We start from the raw sequence: 24,590 nt of genomic DNA, 5'->3' as shown, positions 1-24,590 counted from the left end.
TTTTGGTTATCCTTTGCGCGGCTTCGGTCGCGCTTTTTTTTCTTCTCACCGGCCGCGAACGTATTTCAGCGCCGCCTCAAGCAACGCCTCATCGACTAACTCACCCGCCGCTAAACCGCACTGGTGATAAGCTTCCCACTGCTCCTCATCGAATAAAGGGTACGTTGTGCTCTGAAAAGGAAAGCCGCGGTCGCGCTCGCTCCAGGCAACGGTATCTGGCGTGGCGTTTTTCAGACGACGAGGTTTGACCACGATAAGCGCGCCCGTTTCGCCCTGCGGATAGCGCAGGCGCGTCAGCAGCAGCGGCGAACCCGGCTCCCGGGAGAAATGCGCAGGCGTAACGAAGGGCGCGGGCGGATCGTCGTCAAACGTTATCTCCGTGTGAAGTTCGATTCGCGCCTTACGCACCAGGTTTTCCAGATCGTCCCACAAAAAGTCCGGGTCCGCGCCGCATTCCGCCAGCACAATCAGGGGCAAACGGCGCTTTAAGAGCGGATAGACGCCTGTATTTTCCACATGACCGCCGTCTGAGAGAAAAACGTAGCGCTTATCAGGACCCGGAAAGCGCGCCAGCATCTCGCCCGCCAGATAGCCAGGCGGCGCGGTGAGCGTGCGAAACACCCGACAGAGCGCGTTTTCGCGGCTCTTGCGATGTGCAGACGCGTTACGTTGCCAGTAGCCAAGCCTGGCGCCGAAGAGAAAAATCAAGAACGCCGCGCCTGGCGCGGTGCGTGAACCTGTCCCGGCGCTGACCGCCGCGCCGGATACCGCGAGCCAGTGCGAAAGCGCACCCGGTGGCACATTCCCTTCAGGCGCTGCGCCGCCGCGCTCCAGACCGAGGCTGCTGACCGTCAGCACCCTGCCTTTACGATCTGCCACATAGCCGCCGGTCTGGTCGTCGATTGTCTGGTTCAGACAGCAGTTGATAAGATGGATGGGGCCGCCGTGGCGGTGCGGCTGATAGTCCTGAAGCGCGATATCGTCTCCCTCAAGCGCGCGGGTAACTTTCTTCACCTTCAGCGCTTTTTCCGCAGCGTAGCTATCCAGCGGGTCGCTTTCGAAACGCTGCCGGTTGCCAGGCGAAAGCCAGGCCCGCTCAAGCCGCGCGCGATAAAAATGGTGCAACGAGGCGAGGTTAAGCAGTTCCGGCATGGCGCGCAGGCAGCACAGGGTGAGCAAGGCGCAGCACCAGACTAAAAGCATCCAGGCTTCGTTGGCAAGCGACCCGAGAACGGGCGGCAGCGCACGGAGCGCTGGGGTGAGAAGCTCGCTTTCCCCCAGCGCCAGCAGCCAGTTGGCGACCAGCGTCAGCAGCGTCGCCAGTATGAAAACGCCTGCGAGATTAAGCCAGGAGCGCCGGTTGACGCTAAGGCGAATCAACAGCCCTTTTTTTACCGGCAGCTTCGCGAGCAGCCCGGCCAACAGAAGAAGCTTGCCGCCTGCGAGCAGCGCTAACAGCCAGACCGTGCTCTGCCAGAGCGTTGGCAGATAGCCATGCGCCTCGCGAGCGATGGCGCCGAGCGCCCAGAGTAGCGCCAGCAACAGCGCGCACATCAGCCAGAACCGCAAATGTAAGGTCAGTCCCAGCCGCCAGCGGGAGGGCGAACCGCGACAACGTCCGGCGTAAGCCATCAGCAGCAGGCTGTAAAGCATCATCGCCGCAAGCAGCCCCATGCCCGGCGACGACGTGATAGTGGCCGGAAAACCGGGATGGTATAACCCGTATCCGCCAGCCATCAGCAGCGCCGCGCCTGCTAAAAAATAGCCGCGCAGGCTTACCGACATCCAGTAATGGAGCGACGCGACGCCTGCGGCGCTCAGGCAGATGTAGATAACATCATGAAAAAGCGTCGTACCGCCGCCTTTTTGCGTCACCATCAGCGCGGGCAGGGCGACCAGCAGCGCAAGCCAGATGACCAGCAGCGCGTTAAGCACAAACGCGCGCAGCATACTCGCGCCCGCGATTTGCAGCTCCCGCGAACCGACGGGTATCAGGTAACGCCCGTGGTTACGAAGCCACCACAACAGGATGGAGTCCTCCGCCGCCAGCCTCTCTTCAACCCTTTTCGCGTTATTTTCGTTGTAAAGCCGTCCCAGCATGCCGCCGACATAGCCGCCGCCCGAGACGGTGGAGAGATAATCAACGCGAGTCAGGAGACGGTGTTTGGCCAGGGCGCGAATCAGCCCCAGCGAGAAAGTGGCGCTGCGCAGGCCTCCGCCCGACAGGGCGAGCCCGCAGCGCGGAGCGGTAGGTTCAACACCCGCTAACGCCCGTCGCGCCGCAACCCTTTGCGCCTCATAAGAAATAGCCGAATCGGGCTTGTCAGGCCCGGGTACGTTGCGGGGCATTACGGCCCTCCTTCGGGCGACGTCAACGGCGAGATAGTATTACTGTAGAAAACCTGTCGCTTGCCGTCGTTCCTCATTTCAGCAGACAGGCTCGCTTATCTGCTATCTACCCCTTAATACCCGCCCCGGCGGAAAAAGGCGGTCAATTCCTGTCCTGTTGGAATAATTTTATTTAAAAACAATAGATTAAATGAAATTCGTGCCTCCTACTTTGGGGGTAGTTCGATTTTTGCGCGTCTTCTCTGCGCCGGGTCGGCTTGATCGTCGTCAATTCTGCTTATCTGACGCGGCGTTACCGTGCCGCCATTCCAGCAATGTCGATTTACCAGAAGAGCCTTAAGGCTCCCTACAGGAGAAACGCTGATGAGCAAATTTTTGGACCGGTTTCGCTACTTCAAACAGAAGGGCGACACCTTTGCCAATGGGCACGGCCAGCTTCTTGAAACAAACCGCGACTGGGAAGAGAGTTACCGGAGCCGCTGGCAGCACGACAAAATCGTGCGTTCGACTCATGGCGTAAACTGCACTGGCTCCTGTAGCTGGAAAATCTACGTGAAAAACGGTCTGGTGACCTGGGAAACCCAGCAGACCGACTACCCGCGCACCCGCCCGGACATGCCGAACCACGAGCCCCGCGGCTGCCCGCGCGGCGCGAGCTACTCCTGGTATCTCTACAGCGCCAACCGCCTGAAATATCCGCTGATGCGCAAGCGCCTGATCAAACTCTGGCGTGAGGCAAAAGCGCGTCACAGCGACCCGGTAAACGCCTGGGCCTCCATTATTGAAGACAGCGAAAAAGCGAAAAGCTATAAGCAGGCGCGCGGGCGCGGCGGCTTCGTCCGCTCCTCCTGGCAGGAGGTGAACGAACTTATCGCGGCGGCGAACGTCTATACCGCCAAAACTTTTGGCCCGGACCGTATCGCCGGTTTTTCGCCTATTCCGGCGATGTCGATGGTCTCTTACGCCTCCGGTGCGCGCTATCTCTCGCTGATTGGCGGCACCTGCCTGAGCTTCTATGACTGGTATTGCGACCTGCCGCCCGCCTCGCCGATGACCTGGGGCGAGCAGACCGACGTGCCGGAATCCGCCGACTGGTACAACTCCAGCTACATCATCGCCTGGGGCTCCAACGTGCCGCAGACCCGCACGCCGGACGCCCACTTCTTTACCGAGGTGCGTTACAAAGGCACGAAAACGGTCGCCGTCACCCCCGACTACGCGGAAATCGCCAAGCTGTGCGACCTGTGGCTGGCGCCGAAACAGGGCACCGACAGCGCGATGGCGCTGGCGATGGGCCATGTGATGCTCAAAGAGTTCCACCTCGATAAGCCGAGCCAGTATTTCACCGACTATGTGCGCCGCTACACCGACATGCCGATGCTGGTGATGCTCGAAGCGCGCGACGGTTTCTATGCCGCAGGCCGTATGCTGCGCGCCTCCGATTTGGTCGATAATCTGGGCCAGGAAAATAACCCGGAGTGGAAAACCGTCGCGTTCGATAACCGCAATGGCGAACTGACAGCGCCGAATGGCTCCATCGGCTTCCGCTGGGGCGAAAAGGGCAAGTGGAACCTTGAACAGCGCGACGGCGCCTCCGGTGAAGAGACCGAACTGCGCCTGTCGCTGCTGGGCCATCAGGATGAGGTTGCCGACGTGGGCTTCCCGTACTTTGGCGGTGACAGCAGCGAACACTTCAACAAGGTGAAGCTGGAAAACATCCTGCTGCATAAGCTGCCGGTGAAACGCCTGACCCTGGCCGACGGCAGCCAGGCGCTGGTGGCCACGGTGTATGACCTGACCCTTGCCAACTATGGCCTCGATCGCGGCCTGGACGACGCCAACTGCGCTGCCAGCTACGACGACGTGAAAGCGTACTCCCCGGCCTGGGCGGAGCAGATTACTGGCGTGCCGCGCGCGCAGATTATTCGCACCGCCCGCGAGTTTGCCGACAACGCCGATAAAACGCATGGTCGTTCCATGATAATCGTCGGCGCCGGTCTGAACCACTGGTACCACATGGATATGAACTACCGTGGGCTTATCAATATGCTGGTGTTCTGCGGCTGCGTCGGCCAGAGCGGCGGCGGCTGGGCGCACTATGTCGGCCAGGAGAAACTGCGCCCGCAAACCGGCTGGACGCCGCTGGCCTTCGCGCTGGACTGGAACCGTCCGCCGCGCCACATGAACAGCACCTCTTTCTTCTATAACCACTCCAGCCAGTGGCGTTATGAATCCCTGACGACGGAAGACCTGCTGTCGCCGCTGGCGGATAAATCGCGCTACAGCGGCCATCTTATCGACTTCAACGTGCGCGCCGAGCGCATGGGCTGGCTGCCTTCTGCGCCGCAGCTTGGCACCAACCCGCTGCGCATCAAGGCTGCGGCGGATAAAGCGGGCATGAGCCCGGTAGATTACACCGTGAAGGCGCTGAAATCGGGCGAGATCCGCTTCGCCGCCGAAGAGCCGGAGAACGGTAAAAACCATCCGCGCAACCTGTTTGTCTGGCGCTCCAACCTGCTGGGCTCCTCCGGTAAGGGGCATGAGTACATGCTCAAATACCTGCTCGGCACCGAGAACGGCATTCAGGGCAAAGATCTCGGCCAGCAGGGCGGCGTGAAGCCTGAAGAAATTGAATGGCAGGATAACGGCCTTGACGGCAAGCTGGACCTGGTGGTTACCCTCGACTTCCGTCTCTCCAGCACCTGTCTTTACTCCGACATTGTACTGCCGACCGCCACCTGGTATGAAAAAGACGACATGAATACCTCGGATATGCATCCGTTTATTCATCCGCTTTCCGCCGCCGTCGACCCGGCCTGGGAGTCGAAAAGCGACTGGGAAATCTACAAAGGCATCGCGAAGAAATTCTCTGAAGTTTGCGTGGGCCACCTCGGCGTGGAAACCGATGTGGTGACGCTGCCGATTCAGCATGACTCCGCCGCCGAGCTGGCGCAGCCGCTGGAGGTGAAAGAGTGGAAAAAAGGCGAATGCGAGCTGATCCCCGGCAAAACCGCGCCGCACATTATTGCCGTTGAGCGTGACTACCCGGCGACGTATGAGCGCTTCACCTCCATCGGCCCGCTGATGGAGAAAATCGGCAACGGCGGCAAGGGCATCGCCTGGAACACCCAGAGTGAAATGGATCTGCTGCGCAAGCTTAATTATACCAAGCAGGACGGTCCGGCGAAAGGCCAGCCGATGCTCAACACCGCCATTGACGCCGCCGAGATGATCTTAACGCTTGCGCCGGAAACCAACGGCCAGGTGGCGGTGAAAGCCTGGGCGGCGCTCAGCGAGTTTACCGGCCGCGACCATACGCATCTGGCGCTGAATAAAGAAGAAGAGAAGATTCGCTTTCGCGATATCCAGGCGCAGCCGCGCAAAATTATCTCCAGCCCCACCTGGTCCGGGCTGGAGGATGAGCATGTCTCTTACAACGCCGGTTACACCAACGTGCATGAGCTTATCCCGTGGCGCACGCTCTCCGGCCGCCAGCAGCTGTATCAGGATCACCCGTGGATGCGCGACTTCGGCGAGAGCCTGCTGGTCTATCGTCCGCCCATCGACACCCGTTCGGTGAAAGCGGTGATGGGCAAGAAATCTAACGGCAACCCGGAGAAGGCGCTGAACTTCCTGACGCCGCACCAGAAATGGGGCATTCACTCTACCTACAGCGACAACCTGCTGATGCTGACGCTTTCCCGCGGCGGCCCGATTGTCTGGATGAGCGAAGACGACGCCCGCGACCTCGGCATTGCGGATAACGACTGGATAGAGGTGTTTAACGCCAACGGCGCGCTGACCGCCCGAGCGGTGGTGAGCCAGCGCGTACCGGCAGGCATGACCATGATGTACCACGCCCAGGAGCGCATCGTGAATATTCCGGGGTCGGAAATCACCGGCCAGCGCGGCGGCATTCACAACTCGGTCACCCGCATCAGCCCGAAACCGACCCATATGATCGGCGGCTATGCGCAGCTGGCCTACGGCTTTAACTACTACGGCACCGTAGGCTCTAACCGCGATGAGTTTGTGGTGGTGCGTAAGATGAAGAACATTGACTGGTTGGACGGCGAAGGCAACGACCAAAAACAGGAGAGCGTAAAATGAAAATTCGTTCACAAGTCGGCATGGTGCTGAACCTTGATAAATGCATCGGCTGCCACACCTGTTCGGTGACCTGTAAAAACGTCTGGACCAGCCGCGAAGGCATGGAGTACGCCTGGTTTAACAACGTGGAAAGTAAGCCGGGCGTCGGCTTCCCGAACGACTGGGAGAACCAGGAGAAGTGGAAGGGCGGCTGGGTGCGCAAAATCAACGGCAAGCTGCAGCCCCGTATGGGCGGGCGCGGCATGCTGCTGGGTAAAATTTTCGCTAACCCGCATCTGCCGGGCATTGATGATTACTACGAACCGTTCGACTTCGACTATCAGCACCTGCACAACGCGCCGGAAGGCAAGCATCAGCCGATAGCGCGCCCGCGCTCGAAAATCACCGGCCAGCGGATGAATAAAGTCGAAGCGGGCCCGAACTGGGAAGAGATCCTGGGCGGCGAGTTTGAAAAGCGCTCGCAGGATAAAAATTTCGACAATATGCAGAAGGCGATGTACGGCCAGTTCGAAAACACCTTCATGATGTATCTGCCGCGCCTGTGCGAGCACTGCCTGAACCCGGCGTGCGTGGCCACCTGCCCGAGCGGCGCGATTTACAAGCGTGAAGAAGACGGCATCGTGCTGATTGACCAGGATAAATGCCGCGGCTGGCGCATGTGCGTGACCGGCTGTCCGTACAAAAAAATCTACTTCAACTGGAAGAGCGGCAAATCTGAGAAGTGCATCTTCTGCTATCCGCGTATTGAAGCGGGGATGCCGACTGTCTGCTCAGAAACCTGCGTGGGCCGTATCCGCTATCTCGGCGTGCTGCTGTATGACGCGGACGCCATTGAGCAGGCGGCGAGCACCGAGCATGAGACCGATCTCTATCAGCGTCAGCTGGATGTCTTCCTCGACCCGAACGACCCGAAAGTGATTGAGCAGGCGTTGAAAGATGGCGTGCCGCAGAGCGTGATTGACGCCGCGCAGCAGTCGCCGGTGTGGAAGCTGGCGATGGACTGGAAGCTGGCGCTGCCGCTGCACCCGGAATACCGCACGCTGCCGATGGTCTGGTACGTGCCGCCGCTTTCGCCGATTCAATCCGCCGCCGATGCGGGCGAGCTTGGCCGCAACGGCATTCTGCCGGATGTGGAAAGCCTGCGCATTCCGGTGCAGTACCTGGCGAACCTGCTCACCGCAGGCGACACCGCCCCGGTATTGCTGGCCCTGAAACGCATGCTGGCGATGCGCCACTACAAACGCGCGGAAACCGTTGACGGCGTGAATGATGTTCGCGCGCTGGAAGAAGTGGGGCTGAGTGAAGCGCAGGCGCAGGAGATGTACCGCTATCTGGCTATCGCGAACTACGAAGACCGCTTCGTTATTCCTTCCAGCCACCGTGAACTGGCGCGCGACGCGTTCCCGGAGCGCAACGGCTGCGGCTTTAGCTTCGGCGACGGTTGCCACGGCTCTGACAGCAAATTCAACCTGTTCAACAGCCGCCGCATCGACGCCGTCGATGTGACCGTGAAAGGGGAGCATCTGTGATGGAACTGCTTATTCTCTCGCGCCTGCTGGAGTACCCCGACGCCGCGCTCTGGCAGCATCAGCAGGAGCTGTTCGACGCGTTGGCTGAAACTGAGCATCTCTCGTTAAAGGATGCCCACCGGCTGGGCGTCTTTATCCGCGACTTGCTAAGCGAGGATTTACTGGACGCGCAGGCAAGCTACAGCGAACTGTTTGATCGCGGGCGCGCCACCTCGCTGCTGCTTTTCGAACATGTGCATGGCGAATCCCGCGACCGGGGGCAGGCGATGGTCGACCTGCTTGCCCAGTATGAGCGCGCCGGGCTTGAACTCAGCAGCCGCGAGTTGCCGGATCATTTGCCGCTTTATCTGGAATACCTTGCGCAACTGCCGCATGACGACGCGGTGAACGGGCTTAAAGACATCGCGCCGATACTGGCGCTGCTCGGCGCTCGCCTTAAGCAGCGCGAAAGCCGCTACGCCCTGATTTTCGAGCTGCTGCTGGCGCTCGCTGAAAGTCGGGTTGATGAACAAAAAGTGCAGGCGCAACTGGCTGGCGAAGCCCGTGACGATACGCCGCAGGCGCTGGACGCCGTCTGGGAAGAAGAACAGGTGAAGTTTTTCGCCGAAAAGGGGTGCGGCGAGGACGCCATCAGCGCTCATCAGCGTCGCTTTGCCGGGGCGGTGGCCCCGCAGTATCTGACTATCTCTACCGGAGGACAGCACTAATGCACTTCCTGAATATGTTCTTCTTTAGTATCTACCCGTACATCGCCGGTACGGTCTTTCTGGTCGGTAGCTGGCTGCGTTATGACTACGGCCAGTATACCTGGCGCGCCGCCTCCAGCCAGATGCTTGACCGCAAGGGGATGAACCTGGCCTCTAACCTGTTCCATATCGGCATTCTCGGGATTTTCTTCGGCCACCTGTTCGGCATGTTAACGCCGCACTGGATGTACGAGTGGTTCCTGCCGGTGGCCGTTAAGCAACAGCTGGCGATGGTCGCTGGCGGCATCTGCGGCGTGCTGACGCTGGTGGGTGGGCTGCTACTGCTTAAGCGTCGTCTGTTTAACCCACGTGTGCGCGCGACATCGACCGGCGCTGATATCCTGATCCTGGCGCTGCTGATGGCGCAGTGTACGCTGGGACTGTTGACTATTCCGTTCTCTGCGCAGCATATGGACGGCAGTGAGATGATGAAGCTGGTGGGGTGGGCGCAACACATCGTGACCTTCCGCAGCGGCGCGGCGGAGCAGCTTGACGGCGTGGCGTTTATCTTCCGCGTTCACCTTGTGCTTGGCATGACGCTGTTCCTGCTTTTCCCGTTCACCCGCCTGGTGCATGTGTGGAGCGCGCCGGTGGAATACCTGACGCGCAGATACCAGGTGGTGCGCGCACGCCGCTGAATAGCAAGCGATATGACAAACCCGGCTGACGCCGGGTTTTTTATTGGCGAAATGGTGGAGAATTTTTCTCCCTCGGGGAGCGTACGGATTTCGTTTTTGCTGACTATCGCAGGGAGGCCGTTGGGGAAAGGGCGTTAACGACTCGCCGCTTGCGCAGGCGCTTTTGCCTTTTCTCCCCAGCCCAGATTATTCCCCGCCGCGGCAAGGAGGATCAGCGCGCCGCCTGCCAGCTGGTGCAGGCTCAGACTATGCCCGAAGACCCACTGATCCGCGGCAATCGCCACCAGCGGATAAATAAATGAAAGGGATCCGGTGACCGGCGTCGGCAGCTTTTGTATTGCGCCGTAAAGCAGTTGATACATGACCCCGGTGTGTAACACGCCAAGCAGAACCAAAATACTCCACTGAAACGGCGTTGGTGAGAGGCTGAAATGCGAGACAGGCAGCAGCATCAGCACGCCCACGCTCACTTGCACCAGCGCGATTTGCTGAGGCGGCACCCCTTTTAGCCGACGGGTGATGAGGGCGGTAAGGGCGTAAAAGAACGCAGCGCCAAGCGCCATGGCGATACCCAACAGCCAGCCGTCATGATGCGACCCCGTTAACTGGCCCTCCAGCACCAGCGCCATTCCGCCAAACGCGGCCAGCAGCCAATACCATTTCGCCCGCGTGACTTTCTCGCCCAGGAAAAGCATGCTCATCAGCACCAGCATCAGCGGCTGCGTGTTATAAACCAGCGTGGCGAGGCCAATGGAAAGACGGGAGTAGGCGGCAAACAGCAGCAGCCAGTTAAGCACCAACGCCACGCCGCCCAGCGCGGCGACAACGATGACCTTCAAAGTAAGATGGCTGCGCCAGTCGCCGCTAAGGCTCGTCAGGATAAAGAGGGTGAGGGCGCCGACCAGGCAGCGCCAGAACACCACATCCGTCACGGGTTGCCCGCTCAGCAGCACAAAAACGCCGATTGAGCCTGAAATCAGCATGGCGGCCGTCATTTGCCAGACGCCGGTTTTGTAGTCGTTGCTCATGTTGCCCTCCTTTTGTGTTGGTCTATTTTCGACGTTTCCTGCCAGATGCGGTATAGAATTAATCAGGAGCGATGTGTCTTTTGCCTTTTTTTATGAGGTTTATATGGAAAATTACTTTCTGGATAACACTGACCGGCAGATTCTGGCTTATCTGACAGAAGACGCCAGGTTGTCGCTGAAAGTGCTGAGCGGCAAAATCGGGCTTTCTTCGCCCAGCACGGCGGAGCGTATCCGACGGCTGGAGGAGCGCGGCATCATTGAAGGTTATGGCGCGCGGGTAAACCTTCCGGCGGTGGGTTACGGGATGCAGGCGCTGGTGCGCGTTAAGCCGCTGCCGGGCATGTTGCATAAAGTCGAAAAGATGATTCAGGCGATGCCGGAATGTATTGAGTGCGACAAGGTCACGGGTGAGGATTGTTTTGTGATGCGGCTGGCGTTTCACTCCATCGGCCAACTTGACGACCTGCTCGATGGCCTGGCGGATTACGCGCAGTCGAACACCTCTATTGTGAAGAGTTCCCCGGTAAAGAGAAGATTGCCGCCGCTTTGAGGAGGTAAATACGGGTTAACTTAAACAGCGGGCAGCGCTTCGCGCCTCGCCCTGCGGGCCGTTGCCTGCGGCAACGTTGTCTCGCTTCGCTCGACCCGAACCTTAGTCGAAGGTTCTCATCCTTCCCCGCGTAAATGGCGCATGGAAAGTGAAAGGTGATGGTAGAGGGAAGCTTGATATAAAAGAGATGGTGGTGGGGGAAGGATTACTCGGCGCTTCGCGCCTCGCCCTGCGGGCCGTTGCCTGCGGCAACGTTGTCTCGCTTCACTCGACCCGAACCTTAGTCGAAGGTTTTCATCCTTCCCCGCGCAGAAGCGATATGGGAGGCAGTCGATTTGGTTAAAGGTGATTTATATCTGAAGAGATGGTGGTGGGGGAAGGATTACTCGGCGCTTCGCGCCTCGCCCTGCGGGCCGTTGCCTGCGGCAACGTTGTCTCGCTCCGCTCGACCCGAACCTTAGTCGAAGGTTCTCATCCTTCCCCGCGTAAATGGCGCATGGAAAGTGAAGGGTGATGGTAGAGGGAAGCTTGATATAAGAGAGATGGTGGTGGGGGAAGGATTCGAACCTTCGAAGTCTGTGACGGCAGATTTACAGTCTGCTCCCTTTGGCCGCTCGGGAACCCCACCAGGGGTATTCATATTGTCTGAATGATAAGCCAGCGGCCTATCAGGTTAACCACATCGCTGTGGTTGAAGATGGTGGTGGGGGAAGGATTCGAACCTTCGAAGTCTGTGACGGCAGATTTACAGTCTGCTCCCTTTGGCCGCTCGGGAACCCCACCACGGGGTAATGCTTTAACTGGCCTGCTTCCGTCTCGGGAAGCGGGGCGCATCATATCAAATGAAGCGCCCCTGTAAAGCCTTACGTTATGAGAAATGTATCGTTTGCGTACTTTTTACACGTAACGCTTTAAAGCTAAGCAATTCATTTTACCCGTATTACAGGATAATCGTCCGGTTGCCATAAACGAACACGCGCTGGGCAAGAACCTGATAAAGCGCGCGGCTGAGGACATTTTTCTCAACATCGCGCCCGGCGCGCATCATATCTTCAGCGGTGTAGTTATGATCAACGTGAATCACATCCTGCATGATGATCGGGCCTTCATCCAGATTGTCGTTCACGTAATGCGCAGTCGCACCGATAATCTTTACGCCGCGCTCATAAGCCTGATGGTAAGGACGCGCGCCAATAAAGGCTGGCAGGAACGAGTGGTGAATATTAATAATTTTGTTCGGAAAACGGGCAACGAAATCAGGCGTCAGCACGCGCATATATTTTGCCAGCACAACGTAATCCGGTTCGTAATGCTCAATGGCCTGCGCCATCAGTTGATCGTGCTCTTCGCGCGTTAAACCTTCATGGCTTACCAACTGGAATGGAATATCAAAGCGCTCGACAAGCGAACGCAGCGTTTCGTGGTTGCCGATAACCGCAGCGATCTCGACATCCAGCCCGCCATAGTTGGCTTTCATCAGCAGGTCGCCCAGGCAGTGCGCTTCTTTGGTGACGAGAATGACGATACGGCGGCGTCCAGCTGGGTTGAGTTCGCGTACGGAACCTTCCGGCAGCGCGCTATCAAGATCGGCAAGCAACGTCGCATCGTTGAAGATACCTTCCAGTTCGGTACGCATAAAAAAGCGGCCGGTGCGGTGATCGACAAACTCATTGTTCTGGACGATATTCAGTTCGTGCTTGTAGCAAATATTGGTAATACGTGCGATCAGGCCTTTCTGATCGGGACAAATAGTGCGAAGTACTTTGCGTTGTAATGCTTGCATTGCAGGGAAGATCCTGTTGAGTGTTTGTCATTCAGCGTTGTCAAAAGGCGGTTTATTGCCCGCAACACTTTTTAAATTTTTTACCGGAACCACAGGGGCAGGGGTCATTACGACCAATTACCGGACGAACGCCGTCAATATAATACCAGCGTCCGTGCTCTTTTAAGAACCGGGAACGTTCAATGATAGCGCCAGGTTTGCCCTGCTCGCTATAGCGCGCGACAAAACTCACGAAGCCTTCTTCTTCATTTTGCCCCGGCGCCTCTTCAAAAATAGTCAGCCCCAGCCATTCAGTATGGGCAAAGCCTGCCTCGATATCAGCCCGAAAGGCGTTGGCCTGACACGCTGGATGCCACGTATCGACAAGATAATTCGCGTCTTTCATCACAAAAGCGCAATAGCGAGACCGCATGAGATGTGACGGAACGGGCGCGGCCTTGTCGCCAGACAGATAAGGCTGGCAACATAGGCTATACTCCTGTGCGCTGCCACAAGGACAAAGTTGCGACAAAGTTGCTCCTTGAATAAACAGTAACGGCGTTTCGACGCCACGGCGGCATTATGTTAACCGAGCAGTGGCGATGACGCCACGGGATGTCATACCGGGGACTTCAACCGAGGCGTAATGAAAGAGCAAACAGAAGGGCTGATTCGGGAAGAAAAATCCACCATTATTAACGCCCTGCTGGACATCGTCACAATTTTAGGTTTTTTTAGAATGCTATCCATGGCCGGGGTCTTTTTGATCGTAACGGCGTTACACACAGCCAGGCACTATCGCAAAGAATATATTGATAATGTGGTTTTTATTTTGTGCAAATTATGTCCCGCTTACTGGACTTTTATCATTTATCACGCTTTTTACCGGGCGCAATGTAAACAGAGTTCCCCCAGAGCGAGCATTCTTCAGGCGATTCTGACAGGCAGCCGTCGCTTGAACATGCCACTATTAAGTTGTCATTTGTCAGGGGGAAGAAGATGACGCAACCTTTAGCCGGAAAACAGATCCTTATCGTCGAAGACGAACCCGTTTTCCGCTCAATGCTGGATGCCTGGCTCACGGGAATGGGCGCGGAAACCGCCGTTGCGTGGGATGGGATAGAAGCGCTGGAAAAAATGGCCCAACAGACACCGGATTTGCTGATTTGCGATCTGGAAATGCCCCGTATGAATGGGTTGCAACTGGTGGAGCATATCCGCAACGAAGGGGTTCAAACGCCGATTCTTGTTATTTCCGCTACGGAAAACATGGCGGATATCGCTAAGGCGCTGCGTCTTGGCGTACAGGATGTCTTGCTAAAGCCAGTTAAAGATTTAAACCGCCTGCGTGAAACCGTGTTCGCCTGCCTTTACCCGAACATGTTTAACTCGCGCGTAGAGGAAGAAGAGCGCTTGTTCCAGGACTGGGACGCGCTGGTGAACAACCCGCAGGCGGCGGCAAAGCTGCTGCAGGAGCTGCAACCCCCGGTTCAGCAGGTCATATCTCACTGTCGCATTAATTATCGCCAGCTGGTCTCTGCCGATGAGCCGGGCCTGGTGTTGGATATTGCCCCCCTTTCTGAGCAAGATCTCGCCTTTTACTGTCTCGACGTCACCCGTGCTGGCGATAACGGCGTATTGGCGGCGTTGCTTTTACGCGCGCTTTTTAACGGGTTATTACAGGAGCAGCTTTCGCAGCAGCGACAGCGCCTGCCCGAGCTGGGGAATTTACTTAAACAAGTTAACCAATTGTTACGCCAGGCAAATCTGGTAGGACAATTTCCGCTTATGGTTGGGTATTACCACAGCGGTTTAAAAAATCTTATTCTGGTTTCCGCTGGTCTTAACGCGACGTTAAATACTGGCGACCATCAAATTCAGGTAAGTAGTGGTGTGCCTTTAGGTACGCTGGGTAATACTTACTTAAATCAAATTAGTCAGCGTTGCGAATCCTGGCAGTGTCAGATTTGGGGCGCTGGCGGCCGTTTAAGGCTGATGTTGTCTGCAGAATGAGCGTTCGGCGGGGATAAAGCAAGATAGCTTTATCCGCACGCTCTTTGCTGGTGCTAATATCACGTTGGTTTTCTTCGTATTAGTCCTAAAGTGCCGGGGCACCGCGTATTCAGCCGCTTAATACAAATCTATGCTGATATACTCGAACGCGTTTTTAATTGACGAACAAGTGTCAAACTTGAACAGTCCAGGAGAATATTCAATGGCTGCCATTAATTCGAAAGTAAGAAAAGCAGTAATCCCGGTTGCGGGATTAGGGACCAGGATGTTGCCGGCCACTAAGGCGATTCCAAAAGAGATGCTGCCGCTGGTTGATAAGCCGTTAATTCAGTATGTCGTTAACGAATGTATCGCCGCTGGCATTACTGAGATTGTTCTGGTCACTCACTCCTCCAAAAACTCTATCGAAAACCATTTCGACACCAGTTTTGAACTTGAAGCCATGCTGGAAAAACGCGTCAAGCGCCAGCTGCTGGAAGAAGTGCAATCTATCTGCCCGCCGCATGTCACCATCATGCAGGTTCGTCAGGGCCTGGCGAAAGGCCTCGGCCACGCTGTGATGTGCGCGCACCCGGTTGTTGGTGACGAGCCGGTCGCCGTTATTCTGCCGGACGTCATTCTGGATGAGTTTGAATCTGATCTCTCCCAGGAAAACCTGGCTGAGATGATTAAGCGCTTCGATGAAACCGGCAACAGCCAGATCATGGTTGAGCCTGTAGAAGATGTTACCGCGTATGGCGTGGTCGATTGTAAAGGCGTTGCGCTGCAGCCTGGCGACAGCGTGCCGATGGTCGGCATCGTTGAAAAACCGAAGGCGAACGTCGCGCCGTCCAACCTGGCTGTGGTAGGCCGCTATGTGCTCAGCGCCGATATTTGGCCGCTGCTGGCCAAAACGCCTCCGGGAGCGGGTGATGAAATCCAGCTCACCGACTCCATCGCTATGCTGATGGATAAAGAGACAGTGGAAGCCTACCACATGAAAGGCAAGAGCCACGACTGCGGCAACAAACTCGGTTACATGCAGGCGTTCGTAGAATATGGGATTCGCCACAACACGCTCGGTGAGGAATTTAAAGCCTGGCTGAACGAAACCGTGGGCGATAAGAAGTAACCTATTCAGGCAGGACAAGGCAATGAAAGTAACCGTTTTTGGTATTGGCTACGTCGGTCTGGTTCAGGCCGCGGTGCTGGCGGAAGTCGGCCACGATGTCATGTGTATCGACGTTGATGAAAATAAAGTCGAGAACCTGAAAAAAGGCGTCATCCCGATTTATGAACCGGGTCTGACCCCGCTTGTGAAGAAAAATTATGAAGAGGGGCGGCTGCACTTCAGCACGAACGCGCAGGAAGGCGTTGAGCATGGCGTAATGCAGTTTATCGCAGTCGGCACCCCGCCGGATGAAGACGGCTCTGCGGATCTGAAATATGTCACCGCTGTGGCGCGGACTATCGCTCAGCATATGACCAGCCACAAAGTGGTGCTGGATAAATCAACCGTGCCGGTGGGCACGGCGGACAAAGTCCGTAAAGTGATGAGCGAAACGCTGCAGGCGCGCGGCGTGGATATCCCCTTTGATGTGGTTTCCAACCCGGAATTCCTGAAAGAAGGGGCGGCGGTATCGGATTGTATGCGTCCTGAGCGCATCGTGGTGGGGACGGATAACGACGATGTCGTTGAGCTGCTGCGTGAGCTCTATGAGCCGTTTAACCGCAATCATGACCGCATGATCCTGATGGATATCCGCAGCGCGGAGCTAACCAAGTATGCCGCCAACTGCATGTTGGCCACGAAGATAAGCTTTATGAACGAGATTTCGAACCTGGCGGAGCGTCTGGGCGCGGATATCGAAAAAGTGCGTCAGGGCATCGGTTCAGACTCGCGTATCGGCTATCACTTTATCTACCCTGGCTGTGGTTACGGCGGTTCCTGCTTCCCGAAAGATGTACAGGCGTTAATCCGTACCTCCGAACAGATTGGCTATGTGCCGCGTCTGCTTAAAGCCGTAGAAGACGTTAACCACGATCAAAAGCAGAAGCTGCCAGAGTTCATTCGTCGTCATTTCGGCGAAGATCTAAGCGGTAAAACGTTCGCGCTGTGGGGGCTTTCCTTTAAACCCAACACTGACGATATGCGTGAAGCGTCAAGCCGTGTACTGATGGAGGAACTCTGGAAGCGTGGAGCGACGGTTCAGGCCTACGATCCGGAAGCGATGGATGAAACGCAGCGCATTTATGGCCACCGTGACGACCTGCGTTTGATGGGCACCAAAGAGGCCGCGTTGCATGGGGCAGATGCGCTAGTTATCTGTACCGAGTGGCAGGCTTTCCGCGCGCCGGACTTTGACATCATTAAAAATTCCCTTAAACAGCCGGTTATCTTTGATGGTCGTAACCTGTATGATCCAGGCAGGCTCAGCAAACGCGGCTTTGTTTATTATGCAATCGGCCGCGGAGCATCCATTAACATTGCATAATAAATGAGGGTTGTATGAAATTTCTGGTAACCGGCGCAGCAGGCTTTATTGGTTTTCACGTCAGCGAGCGTCTGCTGGCAGCCGGTCACCAGGTTATCGGTATCGATAACCTGAATGACTATTATGATGTCAACCTCAAATACGCTCGCCTTAACCTTATAGAAAATCACCCCAATTTCCGTTTTCAAAAGCTTGACCTTGCCGACCGTCAGGGAATGGCGGATTTATTTGCTTCAGAAAAACCTCAACGCGTTATTCATCTTGCCGCCCAGGCTGGCGTTCGTTATTCCCTGGAAAACCCGCATGCTTATGCGGACGCAAATCTGGTAGGGCATTTGAATGTGCTTGAGGGGTGCCGTCATCATCAGGTTGAGCATTTATTATACGCGTCTTCCAGTTCCGTTTATGGCCTGAACCGTAAAATGCCGTTTTCAACCGATGACAGTGTCGACCATCCCGTTTCTTTATACGCGGCGACGAAAAAAGCCAATGAATTGATGTCGCATACCTACTCCCATCTTTATGGTTTGCCGACCACCGGGTTACGCTTTTTTACAGTTTATGGTCCTTGGGGCCGCCCGGATATGGCGTTATTTAAATTTACGAAAGCGATCGTGGAAGATAAGCGAATCGATGTTTATAACCATGGCAAAATGCGTCGTGATTTTACTTATATCGATGATATTGCCGAGGCGATTGTCCGTTTGCAGGACGTTATTCCACAGGCGGACCCGAAGTGGACAGTGGAAACCGGATCGCCGGCCACCAGTTCCGCTCCGTATCGTGTATATAATATTGGCAACAGCTCTCCTGTCGAGCTGATGGATTATATTTCTGCGCTTGAAAAAGCGCTGGGTAAAGAAGCGCAGAAAAACATGATGCCGATACAGCCGGGCGATGTACTTGAAACCAGCGCGGACACAACGGCCCTGTATGACGCGATTGGCTTTAAGCCGCATACCTCAGTAGAAGAGGGCGTTAAGCGCTTTGTAGAGTGGTATAAGGCGTTTTATCAGGTCGCTGGTTGATTATGTTTCATCCCCTTTAAAACAAAAAACCCGCCGAAGCGGGTTTTTTTATTAAAGCGCATTAGTCTTTAATCAGGAAATCGTCCAGCTGTTTGCCTTCATCAATAGCTTTTTTGATAACTGCCGGCGTACGACCCTGGCCAGTCCAGGTTTTGCTTTCGCCGTTTTCATCAATGTAGCTATATTTTGCCGGGCGAGCAGCGCGTTTGGCTTTAGTGCCAGTTTTAGCAGCAGACATGCTGTTCAGCAATTCGTTCGGGTCGATACCATCCGCGATCAACATTTCACGATACTGCTGTAATTTACGAGTACGCTCTTCGATTTCAGCTGCTGCAGCGCTTTCTTCTTCGCGGCGCTCATTCACAACAACTTCTAATTTTTCCAGCATTTCTTCAAGCGTTTCAAGGGTGCATTCTCTTGCCTGCGCACGAAGAGTACGGATGTTGTTCAGAATTTTAAGTGCTTCGCTCATTGTAGTAATCTCAAACTTATATTGGGGGTGGTTTGTTGACCTAATAATAGAGCCTTAATTTCACTTCTGCAATAGGTGAGAATGTAAGGAATTCAAAATATCGGCTTATTTTGGACGTTATTAAAAAAAGCAAAGTTAAATCTACCTTTAAGAACCGTACAAAAAAAGCGGGCTTATTGCGGGCGCGACAACGATTTTATAGAGGAAAAGAGAAGAAACATAAGCAACGTTTTATAACGCGGTTAGGGCCGGCTGTATAAATATCATTCTTTCGCATGAACTCCGATACTGCCTGTGTGAGGGCCATTATTCTTTTATTTTTCAGTAATTTTATCAGTCTGGATAAGGGGTTAGTTAACCAGGGTTAATAATGGCAGCCGCTATTTACTGGTTCGCTTATATGGTCGTAAATGCATTATTACCGTGCGGGTAAATATAAAGCACTCTGACGCTAAATGCGCTTCGGGGATTAACGCAGCGCCAGCAGGCATGCGGTACTGGCAGGTTATGGTACAATCACGCCTATTCCGTTTCATACCATGGGGCTTGCCGCCAATGGCGCAACTTTATTTTTACTATTCTGCAATGAACGCGGGTAAATCTACCGCTTTGCTTCAGTCTTCCTATAACTACCAGGAAAGAGGGATGCGAACGGTCGTCTATACGGCGGAAATCGACGATCGCTTCGGCGCCGGGAAAGTGAGTTCACGCATCGGTCTCTCATCGCCTGCAAAACTTTTTAATCAGAGCACATCGTTATTTACGGACATTCGCGAAGAACATGAGCGTAAGCCAGTACATTGCGTGCTGGTGGACGAAAGCCAGTTCCTGACGCGTCAGCAGGTTTATGAACTTGCCGGCGTAGTGGACGAGTTAGATATTCCGGTGCTTTGTTACGGGTTGCGTACGGATTTTCGCGGCGAGCTATTTATCGGCAGCCAATATTTACTGGCCTGGTCCGATAAGCTGGTCGAACTGAAAACTATCTGTTTCTGCGGACGCAAAGCGAGCATGGTGCTGCGGCTGGATCAAAACGGACAGCCTTATAATGAAGGGGAGCAGGTCGTTATCGGCGGTAACGAACGCTATGTCTCCGTTTGCCGGAAACATTATAAAGAAGCGCTTGCAAAAGGCTCTTTACAGGCCGTACAGCAGCGAAAAGAGGGCTCGTCATAGGGGAGCTAGGAGACGTAGAGAAAACGCTGCTATGGCCTTTAAAATGCGCCCATGCCAGTTCTACAGTTACCCTGAATTTCATAATAAAAAAACCCGCCATCAGGCGGGTTTTTTATCAGCTATTAGTACCTGTCAGGCAGGTTTTTTCGCTTTCTTGTCAGCTTTTACTACCTGAGCGACTTCTTTAGCAGCTGCTGCACCGCCTTCGGTGTATTCGCGGCCATAGAAGCTATCCAGCAGAATTTGTTTCAGCTCGGAAATCAGCGGATAGCGCGGGTTAGCACCGGTACACTGATCGTCAAAGGCGTCTTCAGACAGCTTATCAACATGCGCCAGGAAGTCCGCTTCCTGCACGCCCGCTTCACGGATAGACTTAGGAATGCCCAGTTCAGCTTTAATGCTGTCCAGCCATACCAGCAGCTTTTCAATTTTCGCTGCGGTGCGGTCGCCCGGCGCAGAAAGACCGAGGTGGTCAGCAATCTCCGCATAACGGCGGCGCGCCTGCGGACGGTCGTACTGGCTGAATGCAGTCTGCTTCGTCGGGTTATCGTTCGCGTTATAGCGGATAACGTTGGAAATCAGCAGGGCGTTGGCCAGACCGTGCGGGATATGGAACTGCGAACCCAGTTTGTGCGCCATAGAGTGGCACACGCCGAGGAAGGCGTTCGCAAAGGCGATACCCGCAATAGTCGCGGCGCTGTGAACACGCTCACGTGCAACCGGGTTTTTAGCGCCTTCATGGTAAGAAGCCGGCAGGTTTTCTTTCAGCAGTTTCAGCGCCTGCAGAGCCTGACCATCGGAAAACTCGCTTGCCAGAACAGAGACATAAGCTTCCAGGGCGTGAGTTACCGCATCCAGACCACCGAACGCGCAGAGTGACTTCGGCATATCCATGACCAGGTTTGCGTCGACGATCGCCATGTCTGGGGTCAGCGCGTAGTCTGCCAGCGGATATTTCTGACCAGTTGCGTCATCAGTAACCACGGCGAACGGAGTCACTTCAGAACCGGTACCGGAAGTGGTGGTGACGGCGATCATTTTCGCTTTCACGCCCATTTTCGGGAATTTGTAGATACGTTTACGGATATCCATAAAGCGCAGCGCCAGTTCTTCGAAATGGGTTTCCGGATGCTCATACATGACCCACATGATCTTCGCGGCGTCCATCGGAGAACCGCCACCCAGTGCGATGATAACGTCCGGCTTGAAGGAATTAGCCAGTTCAGCGCCTTTACGAACAACGCTCAGGGTCGGATCCGCTTCAACTTCAAAGAATACTTCGGTTTCGACGCCTGCTGCTTTCAGCACGGAGGTTATCTGATCAGCGTAACCATTGTTGAACAGGAAGCGGTCAGTCACGATCATGGCGCGTTTGTGACCATCAGTAATCACTTCATCCAGCGCGATAGGCAGAGAGCCGCGGCGGAAGTAGATAGATTTCGGAAGTTTATGCCACAACATGTTCTCAGCTCGCTTGGCAACGGTTTTCTTGTTGATCAGGTGCTTCGGACCCACGTTTTCAGAGATGGAGTTACCGCCCCAGGAACCGCAACCCAGCGTCAAAGAAGGCGCCAGTTTGAAGTTATAAAGGTCACCGATACCGCCCTGCGACGCCGGGGTATTAATGAGGATGCGCGCGGTTTTCATCATTTGACCAAAATGCGCGACACGTTGCGGCTGGTTATCCTGGTCGGTGTACAGGCAGGAGGTATGACCGATACCGCCCATTGCAACCAGTTTTTCCGCTTTCACTACCGCGTCTTCGAAGTCTCTTGCGCGGTACATGGCGAGAGTCGGGGAAAGTTTCTCGTGTGCGAACGGTTCGCTTTCATCCACGAGAGTTACTTCGCCGATCAGAATCTTGGTGCCAGCCGGTACGCTGATGCCTGCCATTTCAGCGATTTTGGTCGCAGGCTGGCCTACGATAGCCGCGTTCAGGCCGCCATTTTTCAGGATGATATCCTGAACGGCTTTCAGTTCTTTGCCCTGAAGCAGATAGCCGCCATGGGTGGCGAAACGTTCGCGCACAGCGTCATACACAGAATCAACAACGACAACGGATTGTTCAGATGCGCAGATAACGCCGTTATCGAAGGTTTTGGACATCAGGATGGACGCCACGGCACGTTTGATATCGGCGGTTTCGTCGATAACGACTGGCGTGTTGCCTGCGCCTACGCCAATTGCCGGTTTACCTGAGCTGTATGCGGCTTTCACCATACCCGGACCGCCAGTGGCGAGGATAAGGTTGATATCCGGGTGATGCATCAGCTGATTAGAAAGCTCAACTGAAGGTTCGTCGATCCAACCGATAATGTCTTTTGGCGCACCAGCAGCAATTGCGGCCTGAAGCACGATATCAGCTGCTTTATTGGTGGCGTTTTTCGCACGCGGGTGCGGAGAGAAAATGATAGCGTTGCGTGTTTTAAGGCTAATGAGCGCTTTAAAAATTGCGGTGGATGTCGGGTTAGTCGTCGGAACGATACCGCAGATGATGCCAGTGGGTTCGGCGATAGTGATAGTGCCGAAGGTATCGTCTTCTTCCAGGATGCCGCAGGTTTTCTCGTCTTTGTAGGCGTTGTAGATATATTCAGAAGCGAAGTGGTTTTTAATCACTTTATCTTCGACGATACCCATACCAGATTCGGCAACGGCCATTTTAGCGAGGGGGATGCGAGCATCTGCGGCGGCCAGAGCGGCTGCGCGGAAGATTTTATCGACCTGTTCTTGAGTAAAGTTGGCGTATTCACGCTGGGCTTTTTTTACGCGCTCGACGAGGGCGTTAAGTTCAGCGACATTAGTAACGGCCATAATGCTCTCCTGATAATGTTAAACTCTTTTAGTAAACCAGCTGTTTGAATCACTTATAAAGCTAGACCAAACAGCACGCGTAACAGACAGGATGTGACAACGCAATAGCTAATGACACCACGCTGATTTACTAAAAGAGCCTTACCCTCACAGCCCTGAAGCTCGCTGTTATTCCCTGGCGGCGTAATCAGGTTACTCACTTCTGAGTAGGCAAAACGTGATCAGGATCAATTTATATCCATGCTGACTCCTTTCAGCAGGCCATATTTCAGTATTACAGCATTGTGTAATAGCTTAGCTACAGCGTATATAAATTACGTTACCATAATTACAACAAATAAATAACAAGAGCGGTTCGTTTTCCTGAAAAAGGAATAAGAAGAATATTGCCCTGCGGATCAGCGTAGCGTACGTGGGCCTTTTCCTTTACATTACGCGAGTCTTTTGCATGGCTCATTTCTGGAGTTCTTGTGGCCCACTCTTTCTTAGATATGCCAACCTACTTTAAGTTCTTTATCGGGCTCTTTGCGCTGGTTAACCCGGTTGGGATTATCCCCGTCTTTATTAGCATGACCAGTTACCAAACCGCGGTGGCCCGTAATAAGACGAACCTTACTGCCAACCTCTCTGTCGCCATCATTCTGTGGACGTCGCTTTTTCTGGGCGATGCCATCCTGCAATTGTTCGGTATTTCTATAGATTCCTTCCGTATCGCGGGCGGCATACTGGTTGTCACTATCGCTATGTCGATGATTAGCGGCAAGCTGGGTGAGGATAAGCAAAACAAACAAGAGAAATCAGAAACCGCAATTCGTGAAAGCGTGGGCGTAGTGCCGCTGGCGCTTCCTTTGATGGCGGGACCGGGCGCGATAAGTTCAACCATCGTCTGGGGAACGCGTTACCACAGCCTGGGTTATATGGTGGGATTTTCACTGGCTATCGCTGTTTTTGCCCTCTGCTGTTGGGGCGTTTTCCGTCTTGCTCCGTGGCTTGTGCGCTTACTGGGTCAGACCGGCATTAACGTGATAACGCGTATTATGGGGCTATTGCTAATGGCCCTTGGCATCGAGTTTATTGTGACGGGTCTGAAAGCTATCTTTCCAGGTTTGCTTAATTAAATCGCTTTCATTTGAAAAAGCGGAGCTCCGGCTCCGCTTTTTTTTGCGACTTCATTAGCATTTCGTCTTGTATGCGACCAAATGCAACATTGTCATAGCAAAAAAGAATGCATCAGCTTACTTATTTAAAATCAATATGTTGCTAACAGCTGTTGTTAGCCGGCGTGCAGAAAGAGAGCAAAAGGTTTGTTATTTTTCTCACACGATACTCTTGTTCTTGCTGACGGATAACTGAAATGTTATTAGTAATTTCATTCGCAAAGCAGATGAATGTGCTAAAAAATAGACAAATGTTAATTTTATGTGATTTTGCGTGACGGAGTTCAAAATGCGTAATCGCAAACCCGTTTTATAAGCGTAATGCATTGATTATTAATGTTTTTAGCGAGATTTAACTTCTCCTGGAGTAGCGCTGAATATCGTTTTTGGCCTCTCTAAAAGAGAAATGCTTAACAAATTCGTAAATTCTATTGGCGCAGGATTGTCGCTTTTGATACCTTCCGGCCAAAACATTCGGCTGCAAATTATTAGTTAATGAGAATGCTTTTTGTCTGAAAGCGTTTTCGGGCGGCAGGTTCGCCATCCTCTCGCTTCTCTTCAGACAGGGGAAGAGAAGCCAGGAATCGACGTAAAGACCGCCGTACGAGTGGTCGTTATAAATAAAGTCGGTGATAGCAAGCAGTAAAAAAAAGAAAAACCTGACAGCGGCAAATCGCTCCTGCGCTGTACAGGCGCCCAAAAGGGCAGCAAGAGGCTGGCTTCAGGGCCAGTAATTATAATGATTGG

Annotated in this window: 18 protein-coding genes, 2 tRNA genes and 3 other RNA genes; 12 read left to right on the top strand and 11 right to left on the bottom strand. The window is 54.4% G+C overall.

What is annotated here, in order from left to right:
• Nucleotides 1-45: 45 nt before the first annotated feature.
• Complete coding sequence (locus tag MT962_RS08505; protein ID WP_247365375.1) at nucleotides 46-2,349, bottom strand: patatin-like phospholipase family protein; 2,304 nt, start codon at nucleotides 2,347-2,349, stop codon at nucleotides 46-48.
• A gap of 363 nt (nucleotides 2,350-2,712) precedes the next feature.
• Here MT962_RS08505 and MT962_RS08500 point away from each other — a divergent pair, with 363 nt between their 5' ends.
• From MT962_RS08500 to narI, 4 genes are read left to right on the top strand one after another with little or no spacing between them, the layout of a single operon-like run.
• A complete protein-coding gene (locus tag MT962_RS08500; RefSeq protein ID WP_024559773.1) occupies nucleotides 2,713-6,459 on the top strand; it encodes a nitrate reductase subunit alpha in 3,747 nt (1,248 codons plus the stop codon).
• Nucleotides 6,456-7,988, top strand: coding sequence for a nitrate reductase subunit beta (narH, locus tag MT962_RS08495; protein ID WP_024559774.1), 1,533 nt, complete (start codon nucleotides 6,456-6,458; stop codon nucleotides 7,986-7,988). Before MT962_RS08500 ends, narH begins: the two co-directional genes overlap by 4 nt.
• Entirely contained in the window at nucleotides 7,985-8,695 is a 711-nt protein-coding gene (gene narJ, locus MT962_RS08490; RefSeq protein ID WP_188723627.1) for a nitrate reductase molybdenum cofactor assembly chaperone, read from the top strand. Before narH ends, narJ begins: the two co-directional genes overlap by 4 nt.
• Nucleotides 8,695-9,372 (top strand): respiratory nitrate reductase subunit gamma, encoded by a 678-nt coding sequence (gene narI / locus MT962_RS08485; RefSeq protein WP_024556079.1) that lies wholly within the window; start codon nucleotides 8,695-8,697, stop codon nucleotides 9,370-9,372. Before narJ ends, narI begins: the two co-directional genes overlap by 1 nt.
• A 134-nt stretch (nucleotides 9,373-9,506) precedes the next feature.
• Here narI and MT962_RS08480 read toward each other — a convergent pair whose 3' ends face one another.
• Nucleotides 9,507-10,400 (bottom strand): DMT family transporter, encoded by an 894-nt coding sequence (locus MT962_RS08480; RefSeq protein ID WP_247365374.1) that lies wholly within the window; start codon nucleotides 10,398-10,400, stop codon nucleotides 9,507-9,509.
• A 103-nt stretch (nucleotides 10,401-10,503) separates the two neighbouring features.
• Here MT962_RS08480 and MT962_RS08475 point away from each other — a divergent pair, with 103 nt between their 5' ends.
• A complete protein-coding gene (locus MT962_RS08475; RefSeq protein WP_024556081.1) occupies nucleotides 10,504-10,950 on the top strand; it encodes an Lrp/AsnC family transcriptional regulator in 447 nt (148 codons plus the stop codon).
• Between the two features lie 20 nt (nucleotides 10,951-10,970).
• On the opposite strand, the gene MT962_RS08470 is transcribed toward MT962_RS08475, so the two are convergent.
• From MT962_RS08470 to MT962_RS08440, 7 genes are all read right to left on the bottom strand, one after another.
• Nucleotides 10,971-11,091, bottom strand: a non-coding RNA gene (locus MT962_RS08470) — RtT sRNA.
• A 47-nt stretch (nucleotides 11,092-11,138) separates the two neighbouring features.
• A non-coding RNA gene (locus MT962_RS08465) (RtT sRNA) lies at nucleotides 11,139-11,269 on the bottom strand.
• Nucleotides 11,270-11,315: 46 nt separating this feature from the next.
• A non-coding RNA gene (locus MT962_RS08460) (RtT sRNA) lies at nucleotides 11,316-11,446 on the bottom strand.
• 47 nt (nucleotides 11,447-11,493) lie between these two features.
• A tRNA-Tyr gene (locus MT962_RS08455) sits at nucleotides 11,494-11,578 on the bottom strand.
• Nucleotides 11,579-11,648: 70 nt separating this feature from the next.
• A tRNA-Tyr gene (locus MT962_RS08450) sits at nucleotides 11,649-11,733 on the bottom strand.
• Between the two features lie 157 nt (nucleotides 11,734-11,890).
• Nucleotides 11,891-12,733 carry a formyltetrahydrofolate deformylase gene (gene purU, locus MT962_RS08445; RefSeq protein WP_024560937.1) on the bottom strand — a complete coding sequence of 281 codons (843 nt, stop codon included), beginning with the start codon at nucleotides 12,731-12,733 and terminating at the stop codon, nucleotides 11,891-11,893.
• Nucleotides 12,734-12,785: 52 nt separating this feature from the next.
• Entirely contained in the window at nucleotides 12,786-13,244 is a 459-nt protein-coding gene (locus MT962_RS08440; protein WP_188723625.1) for a YchJ family protein, read from the bottom strand.
• Nucleotides 13,245-13,358: 114 nt separating this feature from the next.
• On the opposite strand from MT962_RS08440, the gene MT962_RS08435 reads away from it, so the two are divergent.
• The 5 genes from MT962_RS08435 (at nucleotide 13,359) to MT962_RS08415 (ending at nucleotide 18,227) form a co-directional block, all read left to right on the top strand.
• On the top strand, nucleotides 13,359-13,715 hold the full coding sequence (locus MT962_RS08435) for a hypothetical protein (RefSeq protein WP_024556084.1): 357 nt from the start codon (nucleotides 13,359-13,361) through the stop codon (nucleotides 13,713-13,715).
• Nucleotides 13,712-14,725, top strand: a complete 1,014-nt coding sequence (gene rssB / locus MT962_RS08430; protein WP_024556085.1) for a two-component system response regulator RssB — start codon at nucleotides 13,712-13,714, stop codon at nucleotides 14,723-14,725. Before MT962_RS08435 ends, rssB begins: the two co-directional genes overlap by 4 nt.
• Before the next feature lie 202 nt (nucleotides 14,726-14,927).
• Nucleotides 14,928-15,836: a UTP--glucose-1-phosphate uridylyltransferase GalU gene (gene galU, locus MT962_RS08425; RefSeq protein ID WP_024556086.1), complete on the top strand. Its 909-nt coding sequence runs from the start codon at nucleotides 14,928-14,930 to the stop codon at nucleotides 15,834-15,836.
• A gap of 22 nt (nucleotides 15,837-15,858) precedes the next feature.
• On the top strand, nucleotides 15,859-17,199 hold the full coding sequence (locus MT962_RS08420) for a UDP-glucose/GDP-mannose dehydrogenase family protein (protein WP_048887441.1): 1,341 nt from the start codon (nucleotides 15,859-15,861) through the stop codon (nucleotides 17,197-17,199).
• A gap of 14 nt (nucleotides 17,200-17,213) precedes the next feature.
• Complete coding sequence (locus MT962_RS08415; protein ID WP_024556088.1) at nucleotides 17,214-18,227, top strand: NAD-dependent epimerase; 1,014 nt, start codon at nucleotides 17,214-17,216, stop codon at nucleotides 18,225-18,227.
• A gap of 61 nt (nucleotides 18,228-18,288) precedes the next feature.
• Here the strand turns inward: MT962_RS08415 and hns are convergent, their stop codons facing one another.
• On the bottom strand, nucleotides 18,289-18,699 hold the full coding sequence (gene hns / locus MT962_RS08410) for a histone-like nucleoid-structuring protein H-NS (RefSeq protein ID WP_024553058.1): 411 nt from the start codon (nucleotides 18,697-18,699) through the stop codon (nucleotides 18,289-18,291).
• Between the two features lie 555 nt (nucleotides 18,700-19,254).
• On the opposite strand from hns, the gene tdk reads away from it, so the two are divergent.
• On the top strand, nucleotides 19,255-19,875 hold the full coding sequence (gene tdk / locus MT962_RS08405) for a thymidine kinase (RefSeq protein ID WP_024560940.1): 621 nt from the start codon (nucleotides 19,255-19,257) through the stop codon (nucleotides 19,873-19,875).
• A 132-nt stretch (nucleotides 19,876-20,007) separates the two neighbouring features.
• On the opposite strand, the gene adhE is transcribed toward tdk, so the two are convergent.
• Nucleotides 20,008-22,686, bottom strand: coding sequence for a bifunctional acetaldehyde-CoA/alcohol dehydrogenase (gene adhE, locus MT962_RS08400; protein WP_024560941.1), 2,679 nt, complete (start codon nucleotides 22,684-22,686; stop codon nucleotides 20,008-20,010).
• A 470-nt stretch (nucleotides 22,687-23,156) separates the two neighbouring features.
• On the opposite strand from adhE, the gene MT962_RS08395 reads away from it, so the two are divergent.
• Nucleotides 23,157-23,804 carry a YchE family NAAT transporter gene (locus MT962_RS08395; protein WP_167541509.1) on the top strand — a complete coding sequence of 216 codons (648 nt, stop codon included), beginning with the start codon at nucleotides 23,157-23,159 and terminating at the stop codon, nucleotides 23,802-23,804.
• Nucleotides 23,805-24,590: the final 786 nt, after the last annotated feature.

Source organism: Franconibacter sp. IITDAS19 (assembly GCF_023079515.1).
Taxonomy (GTDB): Bacteria; Pseudomonadota; Gammaproteobacteria; order Enterobacterales; family Enterobacteriaceae; genus Franconibacter; species Franconibacter pulveris.
This window is presented reverse-complemented; position numbering and strand designations above follow the sequence as displayed.

Coding starts and splice junctions, on each gene's coding strand:
- MT962_RS08500 (WP_024559773.1), top strand. CDS start 2,713: ATGAGCAAATTTTTGGACCGGTTTCGCTACTTCAAACAGAAGGGCGAC.
- MT962_RS08415 (WP_024556088.1), top strand. CDS start 17,214: ATGAAATTTCTGGTAACCGGCGCAGCAGGCTTTATTGGTTTTCACGTC.
- narH (WP_024559774.1), top strand. CDS start 6,456: ATGAAAATTCGTTCACAAGTCGGCATGGTGCTGAACCTTGATAAATGC.
- MT962_RS08475 (WP_024556081.1), top strand. CDS start 10,504: ATGGAAAATTACTTTCTGGATAACACTGACCGGCAGATTCTGGCTTAT.
- galU (WP_024556086.1), top strand. CDS start 14,928: ATGGCTGCCATTAATTCGAAAGTAAGAAAAGCAGTAATCCCGGTTGCG.
- MT962_RS08480 (WP_247365374.1), bottom strand. CDS start 10,400: ATGAGCAACGACTACAAAACCGGCGTCTGGCAAATGACGGCCGCCATG.
- MT962_RS08505 (WP_247365375.1), bottom strand. CDS start 2,349: ATGCCCCGCAACGTACCCGGGCCTGACAAGCCCGATTCGGCTATTTCT.
- MT962_RS08435 (WP_024556084.1), top strand. CDS start 13,359: ATGAAAGAGCAAACAGAAGGGCTGATTCGGGAAGAAAAATCCACCATT.
- MT962_RS08420 (WP_048887441.1), top strand. CDS start 15,859: ATGAAAGTAACCGTTTTTGGTATTGGCTACGTCGGTCTGGTTCAGGCC.
- adhE (WP_024560941.1), bottom strand. CDS start 22,686: ATGGCCGTTACTAATGTCGCTGAACTTAACGCCCTCGTCGAGCGCGTA.
- rssB (WP_024556085.1), top strand. CDS start 13,712: ATGACGCAACCTTTAGCCGGAAAACAGATCCTTATCGTCGAAGACGAA.
- tdk (WP_024560940.1), top strand. CDS start 19,255: ATGGCGCAACTTTATTTTTACTATTCTGCAATGAACGCGGGTAAATCT.
- hns (WP_024553058.1), bottom strand. CDS start 18,699: ATGAGCGAAGCACTTAAAATTCTGAACAACATCCGTACTCTTCGTGCG.
- narI (WP_024556079.1), top strand. CDS start 8,695: ATGCACTTCCTGAATATGTTCTTCTTTAGTATCTACCCGTACATCGCC.
- purU (WP_024560937.1), bottom strand. CDS start 12,733: ATGCAAGCATTACAACGCAAAGTACTTCGCACTATTTGTCCCGATCAG.